This window comes from Acidovorax temperans (assembly GCF_006716905.1).
Taxonomy (GTDB): Bacteria; Pseudomonadota; Gammaproteobacteria; order Burkholderiales; family Burkholderiaceae_C; genus Acidovorax; species Acidovorax temperans.
This window is the reverse complement of record NZ_VFPV01000001.1, coordinates 831,796-853,887: the sequence shown is the minus strand read 5'-3', so window position 1 is coordinate 853,887 and position 22,092 is coordinate 831,796. Positions and strand designations below refer to the sequence as shown.

The following is a 22,092-nucleotide window of genomic DNA, read 5'->3' as shown; positions in this document are numbered from 1 at the left end:
GGCCTCAGCCGTTTTCATTCTCTGGACCTTCTATCCACGCTGATCGCCGTGCTGCGCGCCGATGGGGCTGTGCAGTTTGCCAATGCAGCGCTGGAGAACACGCTGGGCCTGTCGCGTCGCACGCTTGAAGGCGCTGATTTCTCCGCCTTCTTTACCGACCCTGCGCTGCTGCAAACAGCGCTCACCGGGGCCAAGGTGCAAGACTTTGCCGCGCTGCGGTTTGAGGCCAGCCTGCGACGGCCCACGCAAGACCCGGTGCCGGTGCATGTGAACGTGGCAGCTTCCGAGCGCATGGGCGAGATGCTGGTAGAGCTGTGGCCGCTGGAGCAGCAGGCCCGCCAGGACCGCGAGGAGCGCCTGCGCGAGCAGGCACTGGCCAACAAGGAGCTGATTCGCAACCTGGCGCACGAGATCAAGAACCCGCTGGGCGGCATTCGCGGCGCCGCGCAGCTGCTGGAGATGGAGCTCGAAAGCCGAGACCTCAAGGAATACACCCAGGTCATCATCCACGAGGCCGACCGGCTGCAAAGCCTGGTTGACCGCCTGCTGGCCCCCCACCGGCACCCCCATCTGGTGGGAGACGTGAACATCCACGAGGTGTGCGAACGCGTTCGCTCGCTGGTGCTGGTGGAGTACCCCCAGGGGCTCAAGGTGGTTCGCGATTACGACATCTCCATCCCAGAGTTTCGGGGCGACCGCGCGCAGCTCATCCAGGCGCTGCTCAATGTGGTGCAAAACGCGGCGCAGGCCCTGACCGAGCGTATCGCACAGGGCGATGCCGTGATCACCTTGCGCACCCGGGTGGCGCGGCAAGTCACCTTTGGTCGCCAACGCTATCGCCTGGCACTGGAATTGCATGTCATCGACAACGGACCCGGGGTGCCCGATGCCATCAAAGAGCGGATTTTTTACCCGCTGGTGTCAGGGCGTGACGGAGGGTCAGGGTTGGGTTTGACGCTGGCACAGACATTTGTGCAGCGACACCACGGGTTGATCGAGTGCGACAGTGTTCCGGGTCGCACCGATTTCCGAATCCTGATTCCGCTCCCCTGAGGTCTTAGAACCTGTTCAAAGTCTTTTTGGAGATTGCATTGGAGTGCAATCGGGATGAGTGGATGCTTCGGGTGCGCCGCATGGGCTCGTGCCCATGCAAGCAGCCGGGGCCTCCAATCGCCCGATTTCACTCCAACCCTTCGGGCAAGTGCCTTGCCGGGCGGTCTGCGGCGTTGCACCGCTTGCCAATAGCACGGGCCACCTTGGATGAATGTGGGCTGCGCGCTGCGCCTGGCAGCCCATCCCGGCAAGACGCTTGTGCAACTCCATAAAGACTTTGAACCAATGGGATGGACGCCCCCACCCTAAACGGCATCGAAAGTGCCACAGTGGAGATGTCAGTTTTTCCACCTCAACGAGCAGGAGCGTCCACCATGAAGATTACAACCATTGGCATCGATTTGGCCAAGAATGTGTTCCAGGTCCACGGCGTGGATGAGCACGGCAAAGCCGTGTTCAACAAGCCGCTCAAGCGCGAACAGATGGCTGCCTTCTTCGTGAACCTGCCGCCCTGCCTGATTGGCATGGAAGCCTGCGGCAGCGCCCACCACTGGGCGCGCAAGCTTCAGGGCATGGGCCACACCGTGCGCCTGATGGCACCCCAGTTCGTCAAGCCCTACGTCAAGACCAACAAGAACGATGCAGCCGATTCGGCTGCCATCTGCGAAGCCGTCACCCGCCCGAGCATGCGCTTCGTACCGATCAAGAACGTGGAGCAGCAAGGCGTGCTGGCCCTGCACCGGGTGCGCCAGGGCTTTGTCAAGGCCCGCACTGCACAGGCCAACCAGATCCGGGGCCTGCTGGCCGAGTTTGGGGTGATCGTTCCCCAAGGCATAGGCCACATTACCCAACGGGTGCCAATGCTCATTGAGGATGCAGCCAACGAGTTGCCCGGCGTGTTTAGACTGTTGATACAACGTCTGCTCGAGCACCTCAAGGAGCTTGACTGCCAGGTGCAGGAGCTGGAGGCACAAATCGTGGCCTGGCACCGCCAAAGCGACTTGAGTCGCAAACTCGGGCAGATCCCCGGCATTGGCCCCATCACGGCCTGCGCATTGGTGGCATCTCTGGGGGATGCAAAGAACTTCAAGGATGGCAGGCAGGTGGCAGCCTGGCTAGGGCTGGTGCCACGCCAACACTCCAGCGGGGGCAAACAAAACCTGCTGGGTATCAGCAAACGGGGCGACACGTATTTGCGCACCTTGCTGATTCACGGAGCGCGCTCGGTGATCTATCACGCCCAGAAAAAAGACCAGCACCAAGGCCAGGGCAGCGCGCAGTGTGGCTGGCTCAATGGTGTGCTGCAGCGGCGCAACAAGAACGTAGCGGCGGTGGCGCTGGCCAACAAGAATGCCCGCATCGTGTGGGCGTTGCTCGCGCATGACAGGAGCTACGAGCCGGGCTACGTACGAGAGTCGGTCTGAGCAACTAGCGCCGGCACGACAAGAACGAGGAGCGGGAGAAAACCAACCGATTGCTCAAGCAATCATGAAGTGATGGCAAGACAGGTCAGACCGTGGTGGATGAAATCCGATAAGAACGTGGCACTTGGAGTGCGTTGAACCGATAGGACCTCCACCAGCGATTCCCATCAGGGACCGTGGCTCGCGCCACAACAAGTCCGGATATACGGGTGCAATCTTTACCTTCTTGGCAGCAGTGAGTGAGGGCTTGGCTTATTCGGGGCGTCCATATAAGGTTCTTAAGCAACAACCACAGGGAAGGTAAACACACATGAAGCCGATCTGGTTAGTAGATGATGACCCGTCGATCCGCTTCGTCTTGGAAAAAGCGCTGGCGCGCGAGAACCTGCCCACGCGCAGCTTCACCCACCCGCGCGAGGTGCTCGACGCCCTGGCCGATGTGACGGCGGGTGACCCAGCCCGACAAGGCCCCCAGGTACTGGTCAGCGACATTCGGATGCCCGGCGGCTCAGGGCTGCAGCTGCTGGAGAAAGTGCGCGAGATGCAGCCGGGCTTGCCCGTCATCATCATGACGGCGTATTCCGATCTGGACAGTGCCGTCTCGGCCTTCCAGCGTGGCGCGTTTGAATACCTGCCCAAGCCGTTTGATTTGCCCAAAGCGGTGGAGCTGATCCGCCGCGCGGTCGAAGAAAGCCAGCGCGAAGAGGTGACCGAAGAGCGCCAGACTGCCACTCCCGAAATGCTGGGCCAGGCGCCTGCCATGCAGGACGTGTTTCGCGCCATCGGCCGGCTGAGCCAAAGCGTGGTCACAGTGCTCATTACCGGTGAATCGGGCTCGGGCAAGGAACTGGTGGCGCGCGCGCTGCACAAACATTCGCCCGTGGCTGACGGGCCGTTCGTGGCCATCAACACGGCGGCCATCCCGAAGGACCTGCTGGAGTCCGAACTGTTTGGCCATGAGCGCGGCGCCTTCACCGGTGCGCAGACGCAGCGGCGCGGGCGCTTTGAGCAAGCCGAGGGCGGCACGCTCTTTCTGGACGAAATCGGCGACATGCCGTTTGACCTGCAGACCCGCCTGCTGCGCGTGCTGTCTGACGGGCAGTTCTATCGTGTGGGTGGCCATGCTGCCGTCAAGTCGCATGTGCGTGTGATTGCCGCCACCCACCAGAACCTGGAGCAGCGCGTGAAGGAAGGCGGGTTCCGTGAAGACTTGTTCCACCGCCTGAACGTGATTCGCCTGCGGCTGCCCGCGCTGCGCGAGCGCCACGCCGATGTGCCCATGCTCACCCGCCACTTTCTGCAGCAAAGTGCGCGGCAGCTGGGGGTGGAGCCCAAGCGCATTTCGGATGCAGCACTGGCCCGCCTGGAGCAGTTTTCGTTTCCGGGCAACGTGCGGCAGCTGGAGAACATCTGCCACTGGCTTACGGTGATGGCGCCTGCACAGGTGATCTCGCTGCAAGACCTGCCCCCTGAAGTGCTGGAGGCACCCTTGGTGCCGGTCGCCGAGCCCGTGGCGGCTACGCCCAGCCCAGCACCTGTGCCCCTTCCTGAACCCGCGCCCGCTGCAGCTGCCATGGTGCCGGTGGCTGTGCCCAGCCAGGGGTCTGCGGGTTGGGCAGCCCCGCCAGCCGATGCATCCATCAGGCCCCTGGGTGACGCTGTAGCTCCCGTGGCTGCACCGCCCGTAGCTACGCCCCTGGGGTGGGAGCATGCGCTGGAGGCAGAAGCGCAAAAGCTGCTCGCCACGGGCGAGCCAGATGTGTGGGATGTACTCAACCGCCGGTTTGAATCGCAGCTGATCCGCACCGCGCTGGTGGCCACCCACGGCAGGCGCATGGAAGCCGCGCAGCGCCTGGGCATCGGTCGTAACACCATCACCCGCAAGATCCAGGAACTGGGCCTGGATGCGGCAGATGAAGGCTGAATTGGCCTCTAGCGCTCATGGGATAAGCGCCAGCAGCTATTGAATTGATAGCTGCTGAACGATGTCTGTGTGCGGCCTCGGGCCGCGCTGCAGCACTGGCGTGACGGTCAAGACAGGGGCACCCTGTCCTACACCGGTGGGGTCCTTCTTCCGACCTCGGTGGCGGGCGGTGGTTTCAATAATGAAATCACTGTCAACCAACCGGAGATTTTTTATGTCGGATTACAGAGATGCCAACCGTGACCCCATTACCGATGAGCCAGGCGCACACCCCGTGGGCACCGGCATAGGCGCAGCCCTGGGCGGCGCTGCTGCGGGTGCAGCCGCTGGTGCTTTTGGCGGGCCAGTGGGTGCCGTGGTGGGGGGCGTGGCAGGTGCCGTTGCTGGCGGGCTGGCCGGCAAGGCGGCTGCCGAGGCGGTGAACCCCACCGAAGAAGACGCTTACTGGCGTGACAACTACACCCGCGAGCCTTACCACGTGCCAGGCCGTCCTTACGAGCAATACCGTCCGGCCTACGAGCTGGGCTGGTCTGCCGTGGGCCGCTATGAAGGCGACTTCGATGCCGTGGAACCCCGACTGGCGGACGACTGGCGTGCCCGCCACGCCACGGGCGGCCTGGCCTGGTCTGATGTGCGGCCTGCGACCCGGGCGGCCTGGGATCGCGCTTCCACCCGTGCCCACACCCGCCTGGGCAGCGCAGGCACCCAGGGCGCTGCGAGTGCCGTGGGAGCCATGGATGCGTCTGACGGTGACGATGTGGTGGAAGTCCTCAACGACGTGCTGGAGTCTGCCCGCGACGGCGAGTACGGCTTCCAATCCTGCGCCGACCATGCAGATTCGGCCGAACTCAAGAGTATCTTCCTGCGCCACTCGCAGCAGTGCGCCGCAGCAGCGCAAGAGCTGGAGCGCGAAATTCGCCGCTTTGGGGGCGAGCCCGCTTCCGGCGGCACCATCGCAGGGGCGGTGCACCGGGGCTGGGTGTCGGTGAAGGCTGCGCTGTCATCACGCGACGACAAGGCCGTTCTGGAGGAGTGCGAGCGTGGTGAAGACGCTGCGGTGGCCCGCTATCGCAAGGCCTTGAACGCCACGTTGCCCGCCGACGTGCGCGCGCTGCTGGAGCGCCAGGCCCAGGGCGCCAAGCGCAACCACGACGAAGTGCGCGCGTTGCGCGACAGCTACGCCCAGCGATAAGCGGCGCCTGAAGCGAAACAAACCGGGGGTGTCCCGGCCTGTTATCAAGCTAGCGGCTGCAGAGTGAAAGCTCTGCAGCTTTTTTGCGTGGTGCGTTGGTAGGGGGCCGTGCGCGTGGATCAGGCGCCGAGGGTGACCACCACCGGCGCGTGGTCGCTGGGCTGGGGGTTCTTGCGCGGGGCGCGGTCTACCACGCACCCGGTGACCTGGGGGCGCAGCGCTTCGCTCACCAGAATGTGGTCAATGCGCAAGCCCCGGTTTTTCTGAAAGCCCAGCATACGGTAATCCCACCATGAAAAAGACTTCTCTGGCTGCTCAAACATGCGAAAGGCATCCGTCAGCCCCAGCGCCAATAGCGCCTTGAAATGGTCGCGCTCTTGCGTGGTGTGGTGAATGGTTTCGCGCAGGCCCTCCGGGTCGTAAGAGTCGCGGTCTTCGGGCGCCACGTTGAAGTCACCCACCAGCACCAGACGCGGGTGCACGGCCATTTCGGCCTGAATCCAGTCGTGCAGAGCCTGCAGCCAGCGCATCTTGTAGGCGAACTTTTCCGAGCCGGGCTCCTGGCCATTCACAAAGTAGCCATTGAGCAAGCGCAGCGGGCCCTCGGGGGTGTCCAGCGTAGCGGCGATCACGCGGGATTGCTCGTCGTCAAACCCCGGAATGTTGCGCACCACATCACGCACCGGCGTGCGGGTCAGGATGGCCACGCCGTTGTAAGTCTTTTGCCCAAACGCCACGGCGTGGTAGCCCGCGTCTTGCAGTGCAACGTGCGGAAACTTGTCGTCGGTCAGCTTCAGCTCTTGCAGGCACAAGGCATCCACCGGGTTGGTGGCCAGCCAGGCCAGCACTTGGGGCAGGCGCACAGACAGGGAGTTGACGTTCCAGGTGGCAATTTTCATGGGTGGATGTGGTGTGATGGGGTCCAGAGATGGAGAGGATTAGAACCTGTTGGGGCGCCCAGCTTCAGGTGAGGTGGCGGGTTCGGGGCGGTTGAAGGCGCCGCGTCAGGCTGCATTGTGGCCGCCTCCCCACTGGGAGGCGGGCAGTTGATAGATTGCCCATGATTCAAGGTGCTGTCTTGGGTGGCCTGGGTTATTGATCCGGCCCTGTGAAGTATTAAGCCGCGTAGCGAACGTAACGATCTTGGAAGTAGCCAATAACGCGCTCAGGGTTTTGCTCCAGCATCGCCATGTGATCATTGGCAGCCTCGCGTAACTTGGCCTTGGTTCTTACCGGCACTCGCTTGCCTATCTCTTGCTTGAGATCCGCATTCAGACGCTCCTCTGGATTGAGCTGGGGGCTGTAGCTGGGTAAGTAAAACAGCTCAATCTGGTCTTGATGTTCGGCCACCCAAGCCTTCACAAGTTTGCTGTGATGCACGCGCAAATTGTCCAGAATCAAAAAGACTTTTTTCCCAGCATCCTTGATCAAGGCTTGCAGGAATTCAATGAGCTTGTCGGCGTCAAATGCTTCATCAATGATCATCCAGCGTGTCTTGCCCTGGTTGGTCACTGTTGCAATCATCGATAGCTTCTGACGCGTGCCACCGATAGCCATGGTCACCGGAGTTTTGCCTGTCGGCGCATAGCTTCTGCCGCGCACGTCGGTGTTATTGAGTCGGCATCAACCAACTTGAATGCGTTGATGCGGTTCGAAGCTCTGCGCAAGGCTTCGACAGGCTCAGCCCGAACGGCTTGTTCAAGTTCAAAGGTGCCGACTCAATAACCAACGCCGTCTCATCGCCCCAGTGAATTTCCGCCCCTTCAGCTCTGGCGCGCTGCTCGATACCGGGATACTCGCCCTCCAACCAAGCTTGTACTGCGGCAGGGCTTTGCTCATAAGCTCGCTTGATGGGCTTTTGCGGTGTGAAGCCCCAGCGGGTGAGGTACTTTCCGGTACTTCGAGTCTGTAGCTTTACGCCAAATTCTTGCTCGATCAATTGGCTCACGGCAGCTCGGCTCCACAGATGAAAGTCCATCTTGAGTTGCTCGGGCCGCTTGTCAATAATCATCCGCTGAATCGTCTCTTCTTGCGCTGGGCTGAGCACACGGCCATCCCCTGGGCTGCGCCCTCGCAAGGCTGGTCGGATGGCGCCCCAGCCACCAGCTTCAAACAGATCAATCGTGGCGCGCACTGGCGGGTAGCTCAGCCCTGTCATCTCCACGATTTGCATGATCTTGATGCCCTTCTTGTGCAGCCGAACGACTTGCTTGCGGCGCTCGTGAAGTTGCTCCAGCGTTTGCTTTCTTGCGTTTTCTTTTTCCATCAATCTCTGACCAGAAAACGCAGAGAAAATTCATACTTTATTGGGCCTCATCTATATCCTAGTGTCGCTACGCGGCCGCTCAGCCCCTGGTGGCTTTCAGTGGCTTGTTGTCTGGCGTTGGGATGAGGGTCCCAGATGGGTTGGACCCCGTTCGCTTTGGAGTCCTTTGGTGTCGCCTGCTTTCTATGAACGAACGTCTATCCCACTCTGCAGCCCTTGGCGAGTCATTGCCCGCACCGCACTTGCTGGACATCGTCACTCGCCATACAGGCGCGACGATCTGCGTGGTCGACACCAGTCTGAACATCCTGTACGCCAACGAGGCCTATGCCAACTGGTTCAAGGTGCGCCCCAAGGAACTGCTGGGCCGCACTTTGACTTCGCTGTACAGCGAGGCTGCCCGCGCGCAGTTTGGCCCCCATATTGATCGCGCCCTGGCGGGCCATGAGGTCACCTACCAGCGGCAGATTTGCAACTTCGAGGGGCATGAGGTCTGGTTCTCCATCAGCCTGCACCCTTGGCTTGATGAGGATGGGCAAGTCGGTGGTCTGGTCAATTCTGCGCTGGAGGTGCACGAGCTCAAGGTGACCACGGAAGCGCTGCGTGCAGCCAATCAAAAGATTCTTTCGCACATGGAAAACAGCCCGCTGGCCGTGGTGGAGCTGGATGCGCAGTTGGGCCTTGTGCATTGCTCCAGTCGCGCTACCGAGTGGTTTGGCTGGCACCACGCCGCCCACCAGGGCGAATCGCTCTTGAATTTGGTGGGCGATGGCGCACGGGTCAGCGCGCTGCGCAAGGCGTTTCACCGCCTGCTGGCCGGGGCTGAGCGCCAAAACCGGGTCGAGGCCTCTTTCATCCGGCCCGATGGCAGCGTGCAGCACTGCATGTGGTTCAACTCTGCGCTCATCAATCTGCGCGGCGAGACGGTGTCCATCATGTGCCAGATCGAGGACATTACCGAGCGCGTCGCCGCTGCAGACCGACTGCTGCATCTGGCGCAGCACGATTCGCTCACAGGGCTGCTGAACCGCGGTGCCTTCATGGTGCGGGCGCACGAGGCTGTGGGCAGCCTGGACGGGCAGGGCGGTGACGCCACCGAGGGCGTGGTCATCCTGTTCATGGACCTGGACGGCTTCAAGGATGTGAACGATCTGCACGGCCACCACATGGGCGACACCGTGCTGCGCCTGGTAGCCCAGCGCCTGGGGCATGTGGTGCGCGCAGGCGACACGCTGGCGCGGCTGGGGGGCGACGAGTTCACCATCCTGATGCGTGGCAAACACAGCCCGCAGGAACTCCAGCAGTTCCTCGACCGCCTGCTGCAGATTTTTGACACGCCCTTTGCGCTGCCCGACACCGATGGTGTACAGGTGACACTGGGTGTGAGCATCGGGGTGGCCGCCCACCCGCCGCTGCCCGCGCAGGTGGACGAGTTGCTGACCCGCGCCGACCACGCCATGTACGAAGCCAAGCGGCGCGGCAAGGGCAGCGTGCACTACGCAGTGCCTGTCTCGGCCTGAGTGCCCTGCGCCCCGCAAGGCGCGGCACCACGCCCAGCCCGCAGGCGCGGCTTACAACGGTGCAATGCTCTGCTCGTAGCAGAAGAAGTTGGTGGGGTCGTACTTCGTCTTGATTTCGCGCAACCGCCGGTACGTTGCATCGCCCCAGTAGGCCTTGGCAAAGTCCTTCAGAGTCCGGTCGGGGTAGTTTTGGTACACATGCCCGTTCATGTAGGGCCTCAGCAGGTCGTACAGCCCGTCGATCCAGGCCTGTACTTTCACGCGTTCTTCCTCGTTGCGCCAGCTGCCGTCAATCACGATGTCCATGTCCACATGGCGGTGCACAAAGGCGCTGCCTTCCACCGGGTAGCGGGCAATCGCGCCGCCGTAGGGCTCGGTGTAGACCATGCTCCAGGGGTTGACGGCCCGGTGGAACTGGTCGATCACCTGCTGCCACACCGCCTGGGGAATGGGCTTGTCGATATACCCGCTGGCCTTGGTCTCGCAAATGCCGTCGGGCAGGTCTTGCGGCAGGGGGTAGGGGTGGTCTTCAAAATAGTTGTTCAGCTCTGGGTAGGAGCCCACCTTGTCCACCACCAGTTGTGCGCCTGGGATTTGCAGCAGGGGTTCGATGGCAGCGTAGCCCTCGTCCCGCGGGCCGCAGTACATGCCTTGCACCATGTACACCACCTGCCCGTTGTAGTAGCCCAGGTTCATCATGTAGCCCAGCTGTTCGGGGGGCGCCTTGGCGGGTGTAGTCCTTTTGCAGCAGCTCTAGCACTTGCGCGGCCTGCTCGGCTTGCCAGGTGATGGACCAGCCCCACACCGATGGCAGACGCACCATGTGGTAGCTGACCTGCAGCACCACGCCAAAGTTGCCACCCGTGCCGCCCCGCAAGGCCCAGAACAGGTCGGCGTTCGCGCGTTCGTTGGCGGTCACTACCGTTCCGCTGGCCAGCGCCACGCGAAACGCTGCTGCCTTGTCACTTTGGATGCCGTAGGTTCGGGAGGTGTAGCCATAGCCCCCACCCTGCACAAAACCGGCCACGCACACGCTGCCGCAAGCCCCCGTGGGCACATGCCAGCCCGTGCCGTTGAGTGCGCCGTTGAACACCTCAAACGGCGTGCCGGGCAGCACATGCACCAGCGCCCGGTCTTCGTCCAGCACCACGCCCTTCATCTCGCTCAGGTCAATCACCATGCCGCCGCTGTTCACCGAATACCCTGCCGTGCTGTGCCCGCCTGAGCGTACTGATACCGCCAGGCCCGCGTCCCGGGCGACACCCATGCTCACCAGCACGTCGGTTTCGCAAGCGCAGTACACGATGACCAGGGGGTAATACTGGAACGCAGGGTTGGTTTACTGCCGGTCCGCGTCGTAGTCGGCATCCCACGGAAAGACCACGCGCCCGACGGTGCGCGCTTCCAGGTCGGCCTTCTGTACCCCCGTCAACGTGGCGCTGTGGCCAGGGGTTGGCGCTTGCAGAGGCTGCGCCAAGAAGTGCGCGATGCGGCGTTGTTTTGCCGCGCGTGTGAGACTTTTTCTATGGGCCATGGACGCTTTCCCTCCTGAGAAAAACGCCGTTGTAGCGCGCGGGTTACGTCAGGCCCATGAAAAAATGGGCACAGTGGATGGCCCTGCGGTTTAGAGGTAAAAATGCCTGTAGCGCTTGATGGGTAAGCGCCAGCAGCTATGAAATCAAGAGCATTTGGGTGGGGCCTGAGAGCAGGCTCCCAATCCCTTGTGAGATTGCCACTCAGCCCCGCACGTAGCTCACAAAGTCAAAGGGCAGGCCGTTGGTGGAGACATGCGAACTGCGCGTGGCTTCCTTCCATTCAGCGCCCAGCGTGGGGGCGTACGCATCGCCGTCAAAGTCCTGCGCTATCTCTGTGACCTCGACCCGGTTGGCCAGGGGCAGGGCCTGGGCGTAGATCTGGGCTCCGCCCATCACCCACACCGGACGGTGGGGCTCGGTGGTGGCTGCGCGGGCCAGGGTCAGCGCGCCTTCGAGGCTGTCAGCGCGCAGCGCACCTTCGGCCTCCCAGTCACTTTGGCGGGTGACCACGATGTTGGTGCGCCCCGGCAGCGGCCGAAAACGTGGTGGCAATGAATCCCAGGTCTTGCGGCCCATGATGACCGCGCAGCCCTGCGTCAGTTGCTTGAAATGCGCCATGTCCTCGGGCAGGTGCCAGGGCATGGTGTTGTCCTTGCCAATCACGCCATTGGCGGCGCGGGCGTAAATCAGGTGCAGCGGTTGCATGGTGGCCTGTGCGGTGAGAGGGGTCAGATATGGAGCAGCGCCAGTGTGCCTACGCCCAAGCCAATGGCGGCCACGCCATACATGCCCCATTCCAGCCATTTTTTGCGTGTGAGCAGCGCAATCGCGGCCAGGGCAATCGCAACCTGCAGCGCCGTGGTGGCCTGCGCCCAGCGGTGGTGCTGGTGCATCTGCGCTTCGCTCTTTTCATCAAAGGCGCGGGCTTCGGCTTCCAGGCCCTCTGCAGCTTTCTTGATCTCGTTCTTCTCGGTTTCGTAGCGGTCAATCTTGGCCTGGTACTTGGCCTTTTCCTGCTCGCTGGGCGTCATGTCGCGCGCCAGTTCGGCCAGCGACTGCTTGGTGCTTTTGGACTGGAAGTAATTCCACTGGTTGGAGGCTTCCGTCTTCTTGATGGCGGCATCGTTCTTCATCAGCCCCGCATTGGCCTGCGTGGCGCCACCCATGTAGGCAAAGATGGCACCCACCGTGGCGACGATGGCGGTGAACATTGCGATCTTGTTGGTGCTGCTGCCATGGCCTTCAGTGCCGTGGCTCTCTGCAGGGTGCTCGCCGTGGCCATGCGTGGCGTGCTCAATGGCGTGGTCGTGGGGGCCGTGTACGTGAAATCCGCCGGAAGACATATGGGATGGAGGTCAGAGGGTTGCTAAGCACTACCGCAGCGCCCGGGCTACGGTGAAAGAAAGGGGCAAACGCCGCTTGGTCTGGGGCGCTACGGCTGCTTGCCCCGGCGCAGGGTCACACCGCCACAGGCGCCTTGATGGCCGGGTGGCATTGGTAATCCAGCACCTCGAAATCTTCGTACGCGTATTCGAAGATGCTGGCCGGTTTGCGCTTGATGCGCAGGGTGGGGTAGGCATAGGGCGTACGGGCCAGTTGCGTGGTGACCTGCTCGTAGTGGTTGCTGTAGATGTGGCAATCGCCACCTGTCCAGATGAAGTCACCCACGTCCAGGTCGCACTGCTGCGCCACCATGTGCGTGAGCAGCGCATAGCTGGCAATGTTGAAGGGCACGCCCAGAAAGATGTCGGCACTGCGCTGGTAGAGCTGGCAGCTCAAAGTGCCGCGCCCACCGGGCTCTTGCGCCGGGGCCACGTAGAACTGGAAGAACGCGTGGCAGGGCATCAGCGCCATCTTGCTGAGGTCGGCCACGTTCCAGGCGCTGACGATGATGCGGCGCGAGTCCGGGTTGGTCTTGAGCGTTTGGATCAAATCGCTGATCTGGTCGATGTGCCCGCCATCAGGCGTGGGCCAGCTGCGCCATTGCACACCATACACGGGGCCCAGCTCGCCGTCCTCGCGTGCCCACTCGTCCCAGATGGTTACGCCGCGTTCCTTGAGCCAGTTGTTGTTGCTCGACCCCGTGAGGAACCACAGCAGCTCAACGATGATGGATTTGAGGTGCACCTTCTTGGTGGTGACCAGCGGAAAGCCTTCACGCAAATCAAACCGCATCTGGTGGCCGAACACGCTCTTGGTGCCGGTGCCGGTGCGGTCGGCCTTCTCCACCCCTTGGGTGAACACCAGCCGCATGAGGTCTTCGTACTGAGACCGGACGGGGCGTTGCAGTGTGGGGGAGGCAGGCTGGTTCATGGGGGCTCGCAGGGTGAAACGGCACACGGCAGGGGCCGGGCCAAGCGGGCGATTTTAAGCGGGCTGGCCCCCGCGCGTTGAAGCCTCTCAGTAGCCGGAGGGCGGGCGAAGCGACGGCCCACGCGGGGCCGCGCCATGCAGAAGCCATATTCCCATCAAAAGTGCCTCTAGCGCTTTCAGATCAAGCGCTGGCAGCTATTGTTTTGATAGTGCAGGTGATGCTGCGGTGCACAAAAGACCTCTGGGTGGGTACCTGTGCGTACAAATTTGGCGGCACTAGGGATAAATACTAGGTTTTTGGTGCAATGAAGTATGGATGTTGGTGTTTTGAGTACCAATTGGGCAAGCGGAGATCGGTATCGTTCAACCCCTCAGCGCAGGAACCTGGGGTTTGCACAGGTTCCGGCCGCCCTGCGGTGCTGACCCCCGGAATCCATACCAACTATCCAGGAGACCTTTCGATGTCCTCTTCCCTTCGTGCCGTGCCCGCCCGCCTGGCCTGGGCTGCCGCCCTGGCGCTGACCGTGTGCGGCGGTGCCGCCCAGGCGCAGACCGAGCTGGTGATCGCCACCGTGAACAACGGCCACATGATCGAGATGCAGAAGCTCAGCAAGAACTTCGAGCAGGCCAACCCTGACATCAAGCTCAAGTGGGTGACGCTGGAAGAGGGCGTGCTGCGCCAGCGCGTGACGACCGACATCGCTACCAAGGGCGGCCAGTTCGACGTGATGACCATCGGCCTGTACGAGGCGCCCATCTGGGGCAAGAAGGGCTGGCTGCAAGAGCTCAAGACCGATGCGGCCTACGACGCAGACGACCTGCTGCCCGCCGTGCGCAGCGGCCTGTCGGTGGACGGCAAGCTGTTTGCCGCACCGTTCTATGCCGAAAGCTCTATGCTCATGTACCGCAAGGACCTGGCCGACAAGGCGGGTGTGCAGGTGCCCGAGCGCCCCACCTGGCCGCAGATCAAGGACCTGGCCGCCAAGATGCACGACCCCAAGAACGGCGTGTACGGCATCTGCCTGCGCGGCAAGCCGGGCTGGGGCGACAACATGACCCTCATCACCACGATGGTCAATACGTTTGGCGGCCAGTGGTTCGACATGCAATGGAAGCCCCAGCTCGAATCCAAGCCCTGGAAGGACGCGATCACTTTCTACGTGGACCTGCTCAAGAACTACGGCCCCCCTGGCTCTTCGTCCAACAGCTTCAACGAAATCCTGGCGCTGACCAACTCGGGCAAGTGCGGCATGTGGATCGACGCGACCATTGCAGCCTCGTTTGTGAGCGACCCCAAGCAGTCCAAGGTGGCTGAGCACATGGCCTTTGCCCAGGCTCCCATCATGAACACGCCCAAGGGCGCCAACTGGCTGTGGGCGTGGAGTCTGGCCATCCCCGCGGGCTCCAAAAAGGTCGACGCCGCGCAGAAGTTCATCACCTGGTCCACCAGCAAGGACTACATCCAGCTCGTGGCCAAAACCAATGGCTGGGCCAACGTGCCCACCGGCACGCGCAAGAGCACCTACGCATCGCCCGAGTTCCAGAAAGCTGCGCGTTTTGCTGCCGCAGAAAAGACCGCCATCGACTCGGCCAACCCCAACGATTCGACCCTGCCCAAGAGCCCGTATGTGGGCGTGCAGTTTGCGGCCATTCCTGAGTTCCAGGCCATTGGCATCGCCGTGGGCCAGCAGATGAGCGCTGCTCTGGCAGGCAAGACGACGGTGGATGCGGCCCTCAAGGCCAGCCAGGTGACCGCCGAGCGCGAGATGAAAAAGGGCGGCTACTACAAATAGGCATTCATTCGGCTACTGCGCGGGGCGAGACGGGGCCGGTGTTCCTCGTCGTACGTGAGTACGGCTCCGGTACAGCACCCCCGCCTAGTCCCTCGCTGTGCCGACTGAACGCCTATTTTGGTTGACCTTTTCTGAGACTCCCATGAACCGCCTGCTTCCCCGCCTGCTGCTCACGCCAGCCATGGCCACGCTCTTCCTGTGGATGATCGTGCCGCTGGTGATGACGATCTACTTCTCGCTCATCCGCTACAACCTCATGCAGCCCGACCAGTCGGGCTTTGCGGGGCTGGAGAACTTTGAGTATTTCGTCACCGACCCATCGTTTGGCACGGCGGTGCTCAACACCGTGTGGCTGCTGGGCAGTGTCATCCTGATCACGGTGGTGGTGGGCATTGCGATTGCGTTGCTCATCAACGACCCGTTTCCGGGGCGCGGCATCGTGCGGGTGTTGCTGATTTCGCCGTTCTTCGTCATGCCCACCGTGAACGCGCTGATGTGGAAGAACATGATGATGAACCCCATCTACGGCGTGCTGGCGCAGGTGTGGATGTTCTTTGGCGCGCAGCCGGTGGATTGGCTCACCGACTACCCGCTGTTCTCCGTCATCGTCATGGTGTCGTGGCAATGGCTGCCGTTTGCCACGCTGATCTTCATGACCTCGCTGCAGAGCATGAACCATGAGCAGCTCGAAGCCGCCCGGATGGACGGCGCGACCTACCTGCAGCAGTTGCGCTACCTGTACTTGCCGCACCTGGGCCGCTCGGTGGCTGTGGTCGTGATGATCGAGCTGATCTTCCTGCTCAGCATCTTTGCCGAGATCTACACCACCACGGGCGGTGGCCCGGGCGATGCGAGCACCAACGTCACCTTCCTCATCTTCAAGCAGGCACTGCTCAACTTTGACGCAGGTGTGGCCTCGGCCGGAGCACTGTTTGCCGTGGTGCTGGCCAATATCGCCGCGGTGTTTTTGATCCGCATGGTCGGCAAAAACCTCGACAAGTAAGGCACGCATTTTTATGACCGCACGACGCCGTTCACGATTCCCGCTGGGCCTGCTGGCCCTGCGCACCGCCCTGGCCTGGGCCGTGGCCCTGCTGCTGGTGTTTCCGCTGGCCTGGCTGTTCCTCACCGCCTTCAAGACCGAGCTGCAGGCCATTGCTGTGCCGCCGCAAATTCTGTTCACGCCCACGATCGAAAACTTCCACGAAGTGCAAGAGCGCAGCGACTACCTGCTGTACGCCAAGAACTCTGTCATCACCAGCGTGCTCTCCACGCTGCTGGGCCTCATGCTCGCAGCCCCCGCAGCGTATGCCATGGCGTTCTTCAAGGGCAAGTACACCAAAGACATCCTGATGTGGATGCTCTCGACCAAGATGATGCCCGCCGTGGGCGCGCTGGTGCCCATCTACGTGCTGGCGCAAAAGAGCCACCTGCTCGATACGCAGCTCGCACTCATCATCGTGTTCGCGCTGTCCAACCTGCCCATCATGGTCTGGATGCTGTACTCGCACTTCAAGGACATTCCGCGCGAGATTCTGGAGGCCGCCCGCATGGACGGCGCCACGCTGTGGCAAGAGGTGCGCCTGGTGCTGCTGCCACTGGGCATGGGCGGCCTGGCATCCACCGGCCTCCTGTGCCTGGTGCTGTCGTGGAACGAGGCCTTCTGGAGCCTGAACCTCAGCGCCGCCAAGGCAGGCACGCTGGCCACGCTGATCGCGTCGTACTCCAGCCCCGAGGGCCTGTTCTGGGCCAAGTTGTCTGCCGCGTCGCTCATGGCGATTGCGCCCATCGTGGTGTTTGGCTGGTTCAGCCAGAAGCAGCTCGTGCAGGGCCTGACCTTCGGTGCTGTGAAATGACTCCCCCCCGAAGCGCCTTCGGCGCCTCCCCCTGCAGGGGGCGCAGCCAGCGGCCCGGCAAAGCCGGTTGCGCGGCTACCGCGCCTTGCGCCCCTGTTCAAACCACCGCTGCTGGCGGATCGGAATCAACCTGTTATTCGGAGCACTAGAGTGGCCTACCTTCAACTGCGCGGCATCGAAAAATTCTTTGGCGAACACCGCGCCATCAAGGGCATCGACCTCACCATCAACCAGGGCGAGTTCATCGTCTTCGTCGGCCCTTCGGGCTGCGGCAAATCCACGCTGCTGCGGCTGATTGCGGGGCTCGAAGGCATCGACGGTGGCACGTTGATGCTGGACGGGCGCGACATCACCGACCAGCCGTCGAGCAAGCGCGACCTGGCCATGGTGTTCCAGAGCTACGCGCTGTACCCCCACATGAGCGTTTACGAGAACATGAGCTTTGCGCTCAAGCTCGCCAAGGTGGACAAGCAGGTCATCGACGAAAAGGTTCAGAACGCCGCGCGCATCCTCAACCTCACGCAGTACCTGCAGCGCACGCCCAAAGAGCTGTCGGGCGGCCAGCGCCAGCGCGTGGCCATTGGCCGCGCCATCGTGCGCGCACCCAAGGTGTTTTTGTTTGACGAGCCGCTGTCCAACCTCGACGCGGCGCTGCGCGGCCAGACCCGCGTGGAGATCGCCAAGCTGCACCGCGACCTGGGCGCCACCACCATCTACGTCACGCACGACCAGGTCGAAGCGATGACGCTGGCCGACAAGGTGGTGGTGCTGCGTGACGGGCAAATCGAGCAGGTGGGCACGCCGCTGCAGCTGTACGACCGGCCCGCCAACCAGTTCGTGGCGCAGTTCATTGGCACCCCGCAGATGAACGTGGTGCCCTGCGCCCAGCTGCCGGCTGCGGTGCAGCGGCAGGCGCCCGCCGCAGCCGCAGGCGGCTCCATGGGTTTGCGGCCTGAAGCGGTGACCGTGGTGCCCAAAGGGCAGGGCGCCATCACCGGGCAGGTCGAGCTGGTGGAAGCGCTGGGTGCAGAGACGCTGCTGTACGTGCGCACCGCCGAAGGCGCGCAGCTGGTGGCCCGCCTGAGCGAGCGCACCCTGCTGCTGCCGGGCGATGCCGTATCGCTGAACGTAGCCACCGAACAAGCCCACTGGTTTGACCCCGCAGGCCGCGTGGTGGGCCACTACGCCGCATGACCGCCATGACTGCTTCCGTCACTCCTGGCCAAGAACTGCACGGCAAGGTGGCCGCCGTCACCGGCGCCGCATCTGGCATTGGCTTTGCCAGCGCCCAGGCCCTGGCCGACGCTGGCGCGCGCGTGGTGCTCATCGACCGCGACGAAGCGGCGCTGGCGCGGGCCTGCGCTGCGATAGGCGAGAGGGCCTTGCCACTGGTGCTTGATTTGCTCGACGCCAAACAATGCGCCAGCCTGCTGCAGCGCACGCTGGCCCTGGCCGGGCCGCTCGATATTTTTCACGCCAATGCGGGGCTCTATGTGGGCGGCGATCTGGTCGATGCCGACCCCGACGCCATCGACCGCATGCTGAACTTGAACGTAAACGTGGTGATGAAGAACGTGCACAACGTGCTGCCCCACATGATCGAGCGCGGCACGGGCGACATCATCGTCACCAGTTCGCTGGCCGCGCACTTCCCCACGCCGTGGGAGCCGGTGTATGCCTCGTCCAAGTGGGCGGTGAACTGCTTTGTGCAGACCGTGCGCCGCCAGGTGTTCAAGCACGGCATCCGCGTGGGCTCTATCTCGCCCGGGCCTGTCATCACTTCGCTACTGGCCGACTGGCCTGAAGAAAAGCTTGCTGAGGCCAAGGCCAGCGGCAGCCTGATCGAGGCGGCCGAAGTGGCCAACGTGGTGCTGTTCATGCTCACCCGCCCACGCGGCATGACCATCCGCGACGTCGTGATGATGCCCACCCATTTCGATCTTTGAACCGCCCCCTTTTCCCGCATTCACGCACCATGAATTTCATCTTGCATCTGGGCCTGGGCTCCTTTCACCGCGCCCACCAGGCCGTCTACGTTCACCAGCTGCGCCAGCAAGGCACCGCCGATGATTGCGACTGGGCCATCGCAGCCGGCAACCTGCGCCCCGACATAGCCGACACCATTGCGGCGCTGCAAGCGCAGGGCGGGCGCTACACGCTCGAAACCGTCACGCCCCAGGGCGAGCGCAGCTATACCGTCATTGAATCGATCCAGCGCGTCATCCCCTACCAAGACGACCTGGCCCCGCTGATTGCGGCGGGGGCAGACCCTGCCACGCGCATCATCAGCTTCACGGTGACCGAGGCGGGCTACTACCTCAATGCCCAGAACCAGCTCGACTGGCCCACCTTTGCCGACCTGCGCGCCGACCTCGAAGCCGTCAGGGCAGGGCAGGCCGGCCACACCGTCTACGGCGGCCTGGTCAGCATCCTGCGCGCACGCATGCTGGCGGGCGCAGGCCCCGTCACGCTGATGAACTGCGACAACCTGCGCCACAACGGCGACCGCTCGCGCGGCGGGCTGCTGCAGTTCATCGACGCGCTGGGCGATGGCGCGCTGAAGGCCTGGGTGCTGGCCCACACCACCAGTCCCAACGCCATGGTCGACCGCATCACCCCCCGCCCCACGCCCGACGTGGCCGAGCGTGTGAAGGCAGCCACGGGCTGGGATGACAAGGCCGCGTTGATGGGCGAGAGCTTCATCCAATGGGTGATTGAAGACGACTTCATCGCCGGCCGCCCCGCGTGGGAAAAGGTGGGTGTGGAGATGGTGCAGTCGGTGCAGGCGCACGAAGAAGCCAAGATCCGCCTGCTCAACGCCACGCACAGCTGCATTGCCTGGGCCGGCACGCTGGCGGGCTACCTGTATATCCACGAAGGCACGCACGACGCCGCCATTCGCCAGATGGCCTACGACTACGTCACCGATGATGCTATCCCCGTGCTGCATACCCCAGAGCAGCCATGCCCCATCGACCTGGAGGCCTACCGCGACGTGGTGCTGGACCGCTTTGGCAACCCCGCCATTGCAGACACCAACCAGCGCGTGGCCATGGACGCGTTTTCCAAGATCCCCGGCATGATCGCGCCCACCATCCGCGACAAGCTGGCGCGCCAAGCGTCGTTCGACAGCGTGGCCCTGCTGCCTGCGCTGTTCCTGGCGTACCTGCAGCGCTGGCACGCGGGGCAGATCCCCTACACCTACCAGGACCAGGCCATGGACCCTGCGGTGGCGCATGCCCTATGCAGCGCCGCCGACCCGGTAGCCGCCTTTGCCGCTGACGCCACCCTGTGGGGCGAGATGGCCGGCCACCCGAAGCTGGTGGCCGCCCTGCGCAAAGCCTATGCCCGCGTGCAGGCATTTGTGGCGGGCCGGGCCAACGCCTGATGCTGGTGTAATTTCCGCACATTGCCCGCTACCCCCGCCATGACCGTGAAGACGCCCATCGCCCCGCGCCAGACCAAGCCCGAACTGGAGCACGACTATGTGCGCTCCCCCGCGCTGGGCTACGAGTCGCCCGAGACGGCGGGCTTCATCCGCTGCCTGTCGCACGGCTTTCCCACCCCGCTGGCGCGCTGGCACTACCACGATGAATACGAGCTGCACCTCATCACCGCCACGTCGGGCAAGGTGTTTGTGGGCGACTGGATCGGGCAGTTCCAGCCCGGCCAGTTGGTGTTGACCGGGCCGCGCCTGCCGCACAACTGGATCAGCATGGACCTGCCCGAAGGCGGCGTGCCACTGCGCGACCTGGTGATTCAGTTCTCGCACGCGCCCCTGGTGGCCAGCAGCGAGACCATTCCCGAGCTGCGCGAGGTGCTGCCCCTGCTCGAGCGCGCGCGGCATGGCATCGAGTTCTTTGGCATGGAGTTGCAGGCGCAAGAGCACTGGCAGCGCATCAAGGCGCGCCAGGGCCTGGCACGCTTTGGCGCGTTTTGCGAATTCATGAGCGACCTGGCCTGCTGCACCGACTTTCGCCTGCTGTCGAGCACCCAGCTGCAAAGCGAAGACAACGACACCCAGCTCGACCAGATCAACGCCATCGTCAGCCGCATCACCGACCACCTGGCCGAGCCGCTGTCCGCTGCCGATCTGGCGCAAGAGCTGGACATGACCGAAAGCCGCTTCTCCCGCTTCTTTCGCCGTGCCACGGGCAACACGTTTACTGATTTTGTGAACCTGGTGCGTGTGAACCGCGCCTGCCAGCTGCTGATGGAGACCGACCGCTATATCACTCACATCGCCTACGACGTGGGCTTCAACAACATGGCCAACTTCAACCGCCGCTTTCTGGACATCAAGGGCATGACGCCCAGCGAATACCGCAAGCAGGGCGCGGGCCGGTTCGGGAAGGTGTGATGTCTGGCGGGCTCCGGGGCTTCATTGCGTCCTGCGTTCCAACCCACATTCAATACCGCGTTCAAACCTGTGCTCGCAGCTATCCCCCCACCGTTCGGGCTGAGCTTGTCGAAGCCAGGGCGCGGAATCCTCAAAAACCATAGCTGCCAGCGCTTTATTGACGGGCCCTGCAGGCCATTTTTGGCTCTTCTAGCGAATGCTAGCTACCAAAAGGAGGCCCCCCGGCTCTGCCGGGGAGGCAGTAGAAGTTTGACTTTTCAGGAGGTTGTCCACCGTAGAGACTTTCAATCGTGAGCCGCCAAGCAAACGAAAGGAAGAAACACGATGGACAAGTATGAAAGTTTGAGTCACACGGCCTGGGATTGCAAATATCACGTGGTCTTCATCCCCAAGTGTCGAAGGCGAACGCTGTACAAGCAGCTACGCGAACACCTGGGTGAGGTATTCAGAAAGTTGGCCGCGCAAAAGGAATGCAGGGTTGAAGAGGGGCATCTGATGCCCGATCACGTGCACATGATGCTGTCGATCCCACCGAAGTACTCGGTGTCGCAGGTGGTGGGCTTTATCAAAGGCAAGAGCGCAATCCACCTTGCGCGGGTGTACGGAGAGCGAAAGCGCAACTTCGTGGGTCAGCACTTCTGGGCGCGAGGGTACTTCGTCTCGACGGTGGGACGCGACGAAGCGGTGATACGGGAGTACATCCGAAACCAGGAGAAGGAAGACGAGAGGTTGGACCAACTCGGTCTATGGAGGTGAGTAGCCACCGATAGGTGGCCCCAAGAATGAGGGGCCGCGTTAGCGACCCCTTACAGCCGCTTTGAGCGGCTCACATCCCGAATGCCCCCGGCTTTGCCGG

The 22,092-nt window shown here is 62.8% G+C and carries 20 protein-coding genes and 2 pseudogenes; 13 read left to right on the top strand and 9 right to left on the bottom strand.

Annotation, left to right across the window (positions count from 1 at the left end):
* The first annotated feature begins 21 nt into the window (after positions 1-21).
* The 4 genes from glnL to BDD18_RS04185 all read left to right on the top strand — a co-directional run bounded on the left by glnL (position 22) and on the right by BDD18_RS04185 (position 5,593).
* Complete coding sequence (gene glnL / locus BDD18_RS04205) at positions 22-1,053, top strand: nitrogen regulation protein NR(II) (protein ID WP_044402831.1); 1,032 nt, start codon at positions 22-24, stop codon at positions 1,051-1,053.
* Positions 1,054-1,427: 374 nt separating this feature from the next.
* On the top strand, positions 1,428-2,477 hold the full coding sequence (locus BDD18_RS04195; protein WP_125958942.1) for an IS110 family RNA-guided transposase: 1,050 nt from the start codon (positions 1,428-1,430) through the stop codon (positions 2,475-2,477).
* A 310-nt stretch (positions 2,478-2,787) separates the two neighbouring features.
* On the top strand, positions 2,788-4,401 hold the full coding sequence (gene ntrC / locus BDD18_RS04190) for a nitrogen regulation protein NR(I) (RefSeq protein WP_142081564.1): 1,614 nt from the start codon (positions 2,788-2,790) through the stop codon (positions 4,399-4,401).
* A gap of 214 nt (positions 4,402-4,615) precedes the next feature.
* Positions 4,616-5,593 carry a ferritin-like domain-containing protein gene (locus BDD18_RS04185; protein WP_142081562.1) on the top strand — a complete coding sequence of 326 codons (978 nt, stop codon included), beginning with the start codon at positions 4,616-4,618 and terminating at the stop codon, positions 5,591-5,593.
* A gap of 119 nt (positions 5,594-5,712) precedes the next feature.
* Here the strand turns inward: BDD18_RS04185 and xth are convergent, their stop codons facing one another.
* The 3 genes and pseudogenes from xth to BDD18_RS22705 form a co-directional block, all read right to left on the bottom strand.
* Complete coding sequence (gene xth / locus BDD18_RS04180; protein WP_142081560.1) at positions 5,713-6,492, bottom strand: exodeoxyribonuclease III; 780 nt, start codon at positions 6,490-6,492, stop codon at positions 5,713-5,715.
* A 217-nt stretch (positions 6,493-6,709) separates the two neighbouring features.
* Positions 6,710-7,204: pseudogene (locus BDD18_RS22710) on the bottom strand (IS630-like element IS1471 family transposase); the annotation flags it as partial.
* Positions 7,205-7,319: 115 nt separating this feature from the next.
* Positions 7,320-7,859: pseudogene (locus BDD18_RS22705) on the bottom strand (IS630-like element IS1471 family transposase); the annotation flags it as partial.
* Positions 7,860-8,044: 185 nt separating this feature from the next.
* On the opposite strand from BDD18_RS22705, the gene BDD18_RS04165 reads away from it, so the two are divergent.
* Positions 8,045-9,379, top strand: coding sequence for a diguanylate cyclase domain-containing protein (locus BDD18_RS04165; RefSeq protein WP_170207372.1), 1,335 nt, complete (start codon positions 8,045-8,047; stop codon positions 9,377-9,379).
* Between the two features lie 51 nt (positions 9,380-9,430).
* Here the strand turns inward: BDD18_RS04165 and BDD18_RS22395 are convergent, their stop codons facing one another.
* From BDD18_RS22395 to BDD18_RS04145, 6 genes are all read right to left on the bottom strand, one after another.
* On the bottom strand, positions 9,431-9,943 hold the full coding sequence (locus BDD18_RS22395) for an FAD-binding oxidoreductase (protein WP_244938980.1): 513 nt from the start codon (positions 9,941-9,943) through the stop codon (positions 9,431-9,433).
* Positions 9,909-10,682 carry an FAD-binding oxidoreductase gene (locus tag BDD18_RS22390; RefSeq protein WP_244938979.1) on the bottom strand — a complete coding sequence of 258 codons (774 nt, stop codon included), beginning with the start codon at positions 10,680-10,682 and terminating at the stop codon, positions 9,909-9,911. The genes BDD18_RS22395 and BDD18_RS22390 overlap by 35 nt, the downstream gene beginning before the upstream one ends.
* A gap of 36 nt (positions 10,683-10,718) precedes the next feature.
* A complete protein-coding gene (locus BDD18_RS22385) occupies positions 10,719-10,913 on the bottom strand; it encodes a hypothetical protein (RefSeq protein WP_244938978.1) in 195 nt (64 codons plus the stop codon).
* A 202-nt stretch (positions 10,914-11,115) separates the two neighbouring features.
* Positions 11,116-11,619: a dihydrofolate reductase gene (locus BDD18_RS04155; protein ID WP_142081556.1), complete on the bottom strand. Its 504-nt coding sequence runs from the start codon at positions 11,617-11,619 to the stop codon at positions 11,116-11,118.
* Positions 11,620-11,642: 23 nt separating this feature from the next.
* Positions 11,643-12,257, bottom strand: a complete 615-nt coding sequence (locus BDD18_RS04150; protein WP_044402785.1) for a DUF4337 domain-containing protein — start codon at positions 12,255-12,257, stop codon at positions 11,643-11,645.
* Between the two features lie 115 nt (positions 12,258-12,372).
* Positions 12,373-13,227 carry a thymidylate synthase gene (locus BDD18_RS04145; RefSeq protein ID WP_142081554.1) on the bottom strand — a complete coding sequence of 285 codons (855 nt, stop codon included), beginning with the start codon at positions 13,225-13,227 and terminating at the stop codon, positions 12,373-12,375.
* Between the two features lie 461 nt (positions 13,228-13,688).
* Here BDD18_RS04145 and BDD18_RS04140 point away from each other — a divergent pair, with 461 nt between their 5' ends.
* The 8 genes from BDD18_RS04140 to tnpA all read left to right on the top strand — a co-directional run bounded on the left by BDD18_RS04140 (position 13,689) and on the right by tnpA (position 21,992).
* Complete coding sequence (locus tag BDD18_RS04140) at positions 13,689-15,020, top strand: ABC transporter substrate-binding protein (RefSeq protein ID WP_142081552.1); 1,332 nt, start codon at positions 13,689-13,691, stop codon at positions 15,018-15,020.
* Positions 15,021-15,162: 142 nt separating this feature from the next.
* Positions 15,163-16,023 (top strand): carbohydrate ABC transporter permease, encoded by an 861-nt coding sequence (locus tag BDD18_RS04135; RefSeq protein ID WP_142081550.1) that lies wholly within the window; start codon positions 15,163-15,165, stop codon positions 16,021-16,023.
* A gap of 13 nt (positions 16,024-16,036) precedes the next feature.
* A complete protein-coding gene (locus tag BDD18_RS04130) occupies positions 16,037-16,876 on the top strand; it encodes a carbohydrate ABC transporter permease (protein ID WP_142081548.1) in 840 nt (279 codons plus the stop codon).
* A 150-nt stretch (positions 16,877-17,026) separates the two neighbouring features.
* A complete protein-coding gene (locus BDD18_RS04125) occupies positions 17,027-18,070 on the top strand; it encodes an ABC transporter ATP-binding protein (RefSeq protein WP_142081546.1) in 1,044 nt (347 codons plus the stop codon).
* Between the two features lie 5 nt (positions 18,071-18,075).
* Positions 18,076-18,822: an SDR family oxidoreductase gene (locus BDD18_RS04120; RefSeq protein ID WP_142081544.1), complete on the top strand. Its 747-nt coding sequence runs from the start codon at positions 18,076-18,078 to the stop codon at positions 18,820-18,822.
* Positions 18,823-18,851: 29 nt separating this feature from the next.
* On the top strand, positions 18,852-20,264 hold the full coding sequence (dalD, locus tag BDD18_RS04115; RefSeq protein ID WP_211360663.1) for a D-arabinitol 4-dehydrogenase: 1,413 nt from the start codon (positions 18,852-18,854) through the stop codon (positions 20,262-20,264).
* Positions 20,265-20,303: 39 nt separating this feature from the next.
* Positions 20,304-21,236, top strand: a complete 933-nt coding sequence (locus tag BDD18_RS04110) for a helix-turn-helix domain-containing protein (protein ID WP_142081542.1) — start codon at positions 20,304-20,306, stop codon at positions 21,234-21,236.
* 324 nt (positions 21,237-21,560) lie between these two features.
* Entirely contained in the window at positions 21,561-21,992 is a 432-nt protein-coding gene (gene tnpA, locus BDD18_RS04105) for an IS200/IS605 family transposase (RefSeq protein ID WP_026437438.1), read from the top strand.
* The last annotated feature ends 100 nt before the right edge of the window (positions 21,993-22,092 follow it).

Coding starts and splice junctions, on each gene's coding strand:
- BDD18_RS04195 (WP_125958942.1), top strand. CDS start 1,428: ATGAAGATTACAACCATTGGCATCGATTTGGCCAAGAATGTGTTCCAG.
- ntrC (WP_142081564.1), top strand. CDS start 2,788: ATGAAGCCGATCTGGTTAGTAGATGATGACCCGTCGATCCGCTTCGTC.
- BDD18_RS04185 (WP_142081562.1), top strand. CDS start 4,616: ATGTCGGATTACAGAGATGCCAACCGTGACCCCATTACCGATGAGCCA.
- xth (WP_142081560.1), bottom strand. CDS start 6,492: ATGAAAATTGCCACCTGGAACGTCAACTCCCTGTCTGTGCGCCTGCCC.
- BDD18_RS04165 (WP_170207372.1), top strand. CDS start 8,045: ATGAACGAACGTCTATCCCACTCTGCAGCCCTTGGCGAGTCATTGCCC.
- BDD18_RS22385 (WP_244938978.1), bottom strand. CDS start 10,913: ATGGCCCATAGAAAAAGTCTCACACGCGCGGCAAAACAACGCCGCATC.
- BDD18_RS04155 (WP_142081556.1), bottom strand. CDS start 11,619: ATGCAACCGCTGCACCTGATTTACGCCCGCGCCGCCAATGGCGTGATT.
- BDD18_RS04150 (WP_044402785.1), bottom strand. CDS start 12,257: ATGTCTTCCGGCGGATTTCACGTACACGGCCCCCACGACCACGCCATT.
- BDD18_RS04145 (WP_142081554.1), bottom strand. CDS start 13,227: ATGAACCAGCCTGCCTCCCCCACACTGCAACGCCCCGTCCGGTCTCAG.
- BDD18_RS04140 (WP_142081552.1), top strand. CDS start 13,689: ATGTCCTCTTCCCTTCGTGCCGTGCCCGCCCGCCTGGCCTGGGCTGCC.
- BDD18_RS04135 (WP_142081550.1), top strand. CDS start 15,163: ATGAACCGCCTGCTTCCCCGCCTGCTGCTCACGCCAGCCATGGCCACG.
- BDD18_RS04130 (WP_142081548.1), top strand. CDS start 16,037: ATGACCGCACGACGCCGTTCACGATTCCCGCTGGGCCTGCTGGCCCTG.
- BDD18_RS04120 (WP_142081544.1), top strand. CDS start 18,076: ATGACTGCTTCCGTCACTCCTGGCCAAGAACTGCACGGCAAGGTGGCC.
- dalD (WP_211360663.1), top strand. CDS start 18,852: ATGAATTTCATCTTGCATCTGGGCCTGGGCTCCTTTCACCGCGCCCAC.
- BDD18_RS04110 (WP_142081542.1), top strand. CDS start 20,304: ATGACCGTGAAGACGCCCATCGCCCCGCGCCAGACCAAGCCCGAACTG.
- tnpA (WP_026437438.1), top strand. CDS start 21,561: ATGGACAAGTATGAAAGTTTGAGTCACACGGCCTGGGATTGCAAATAT.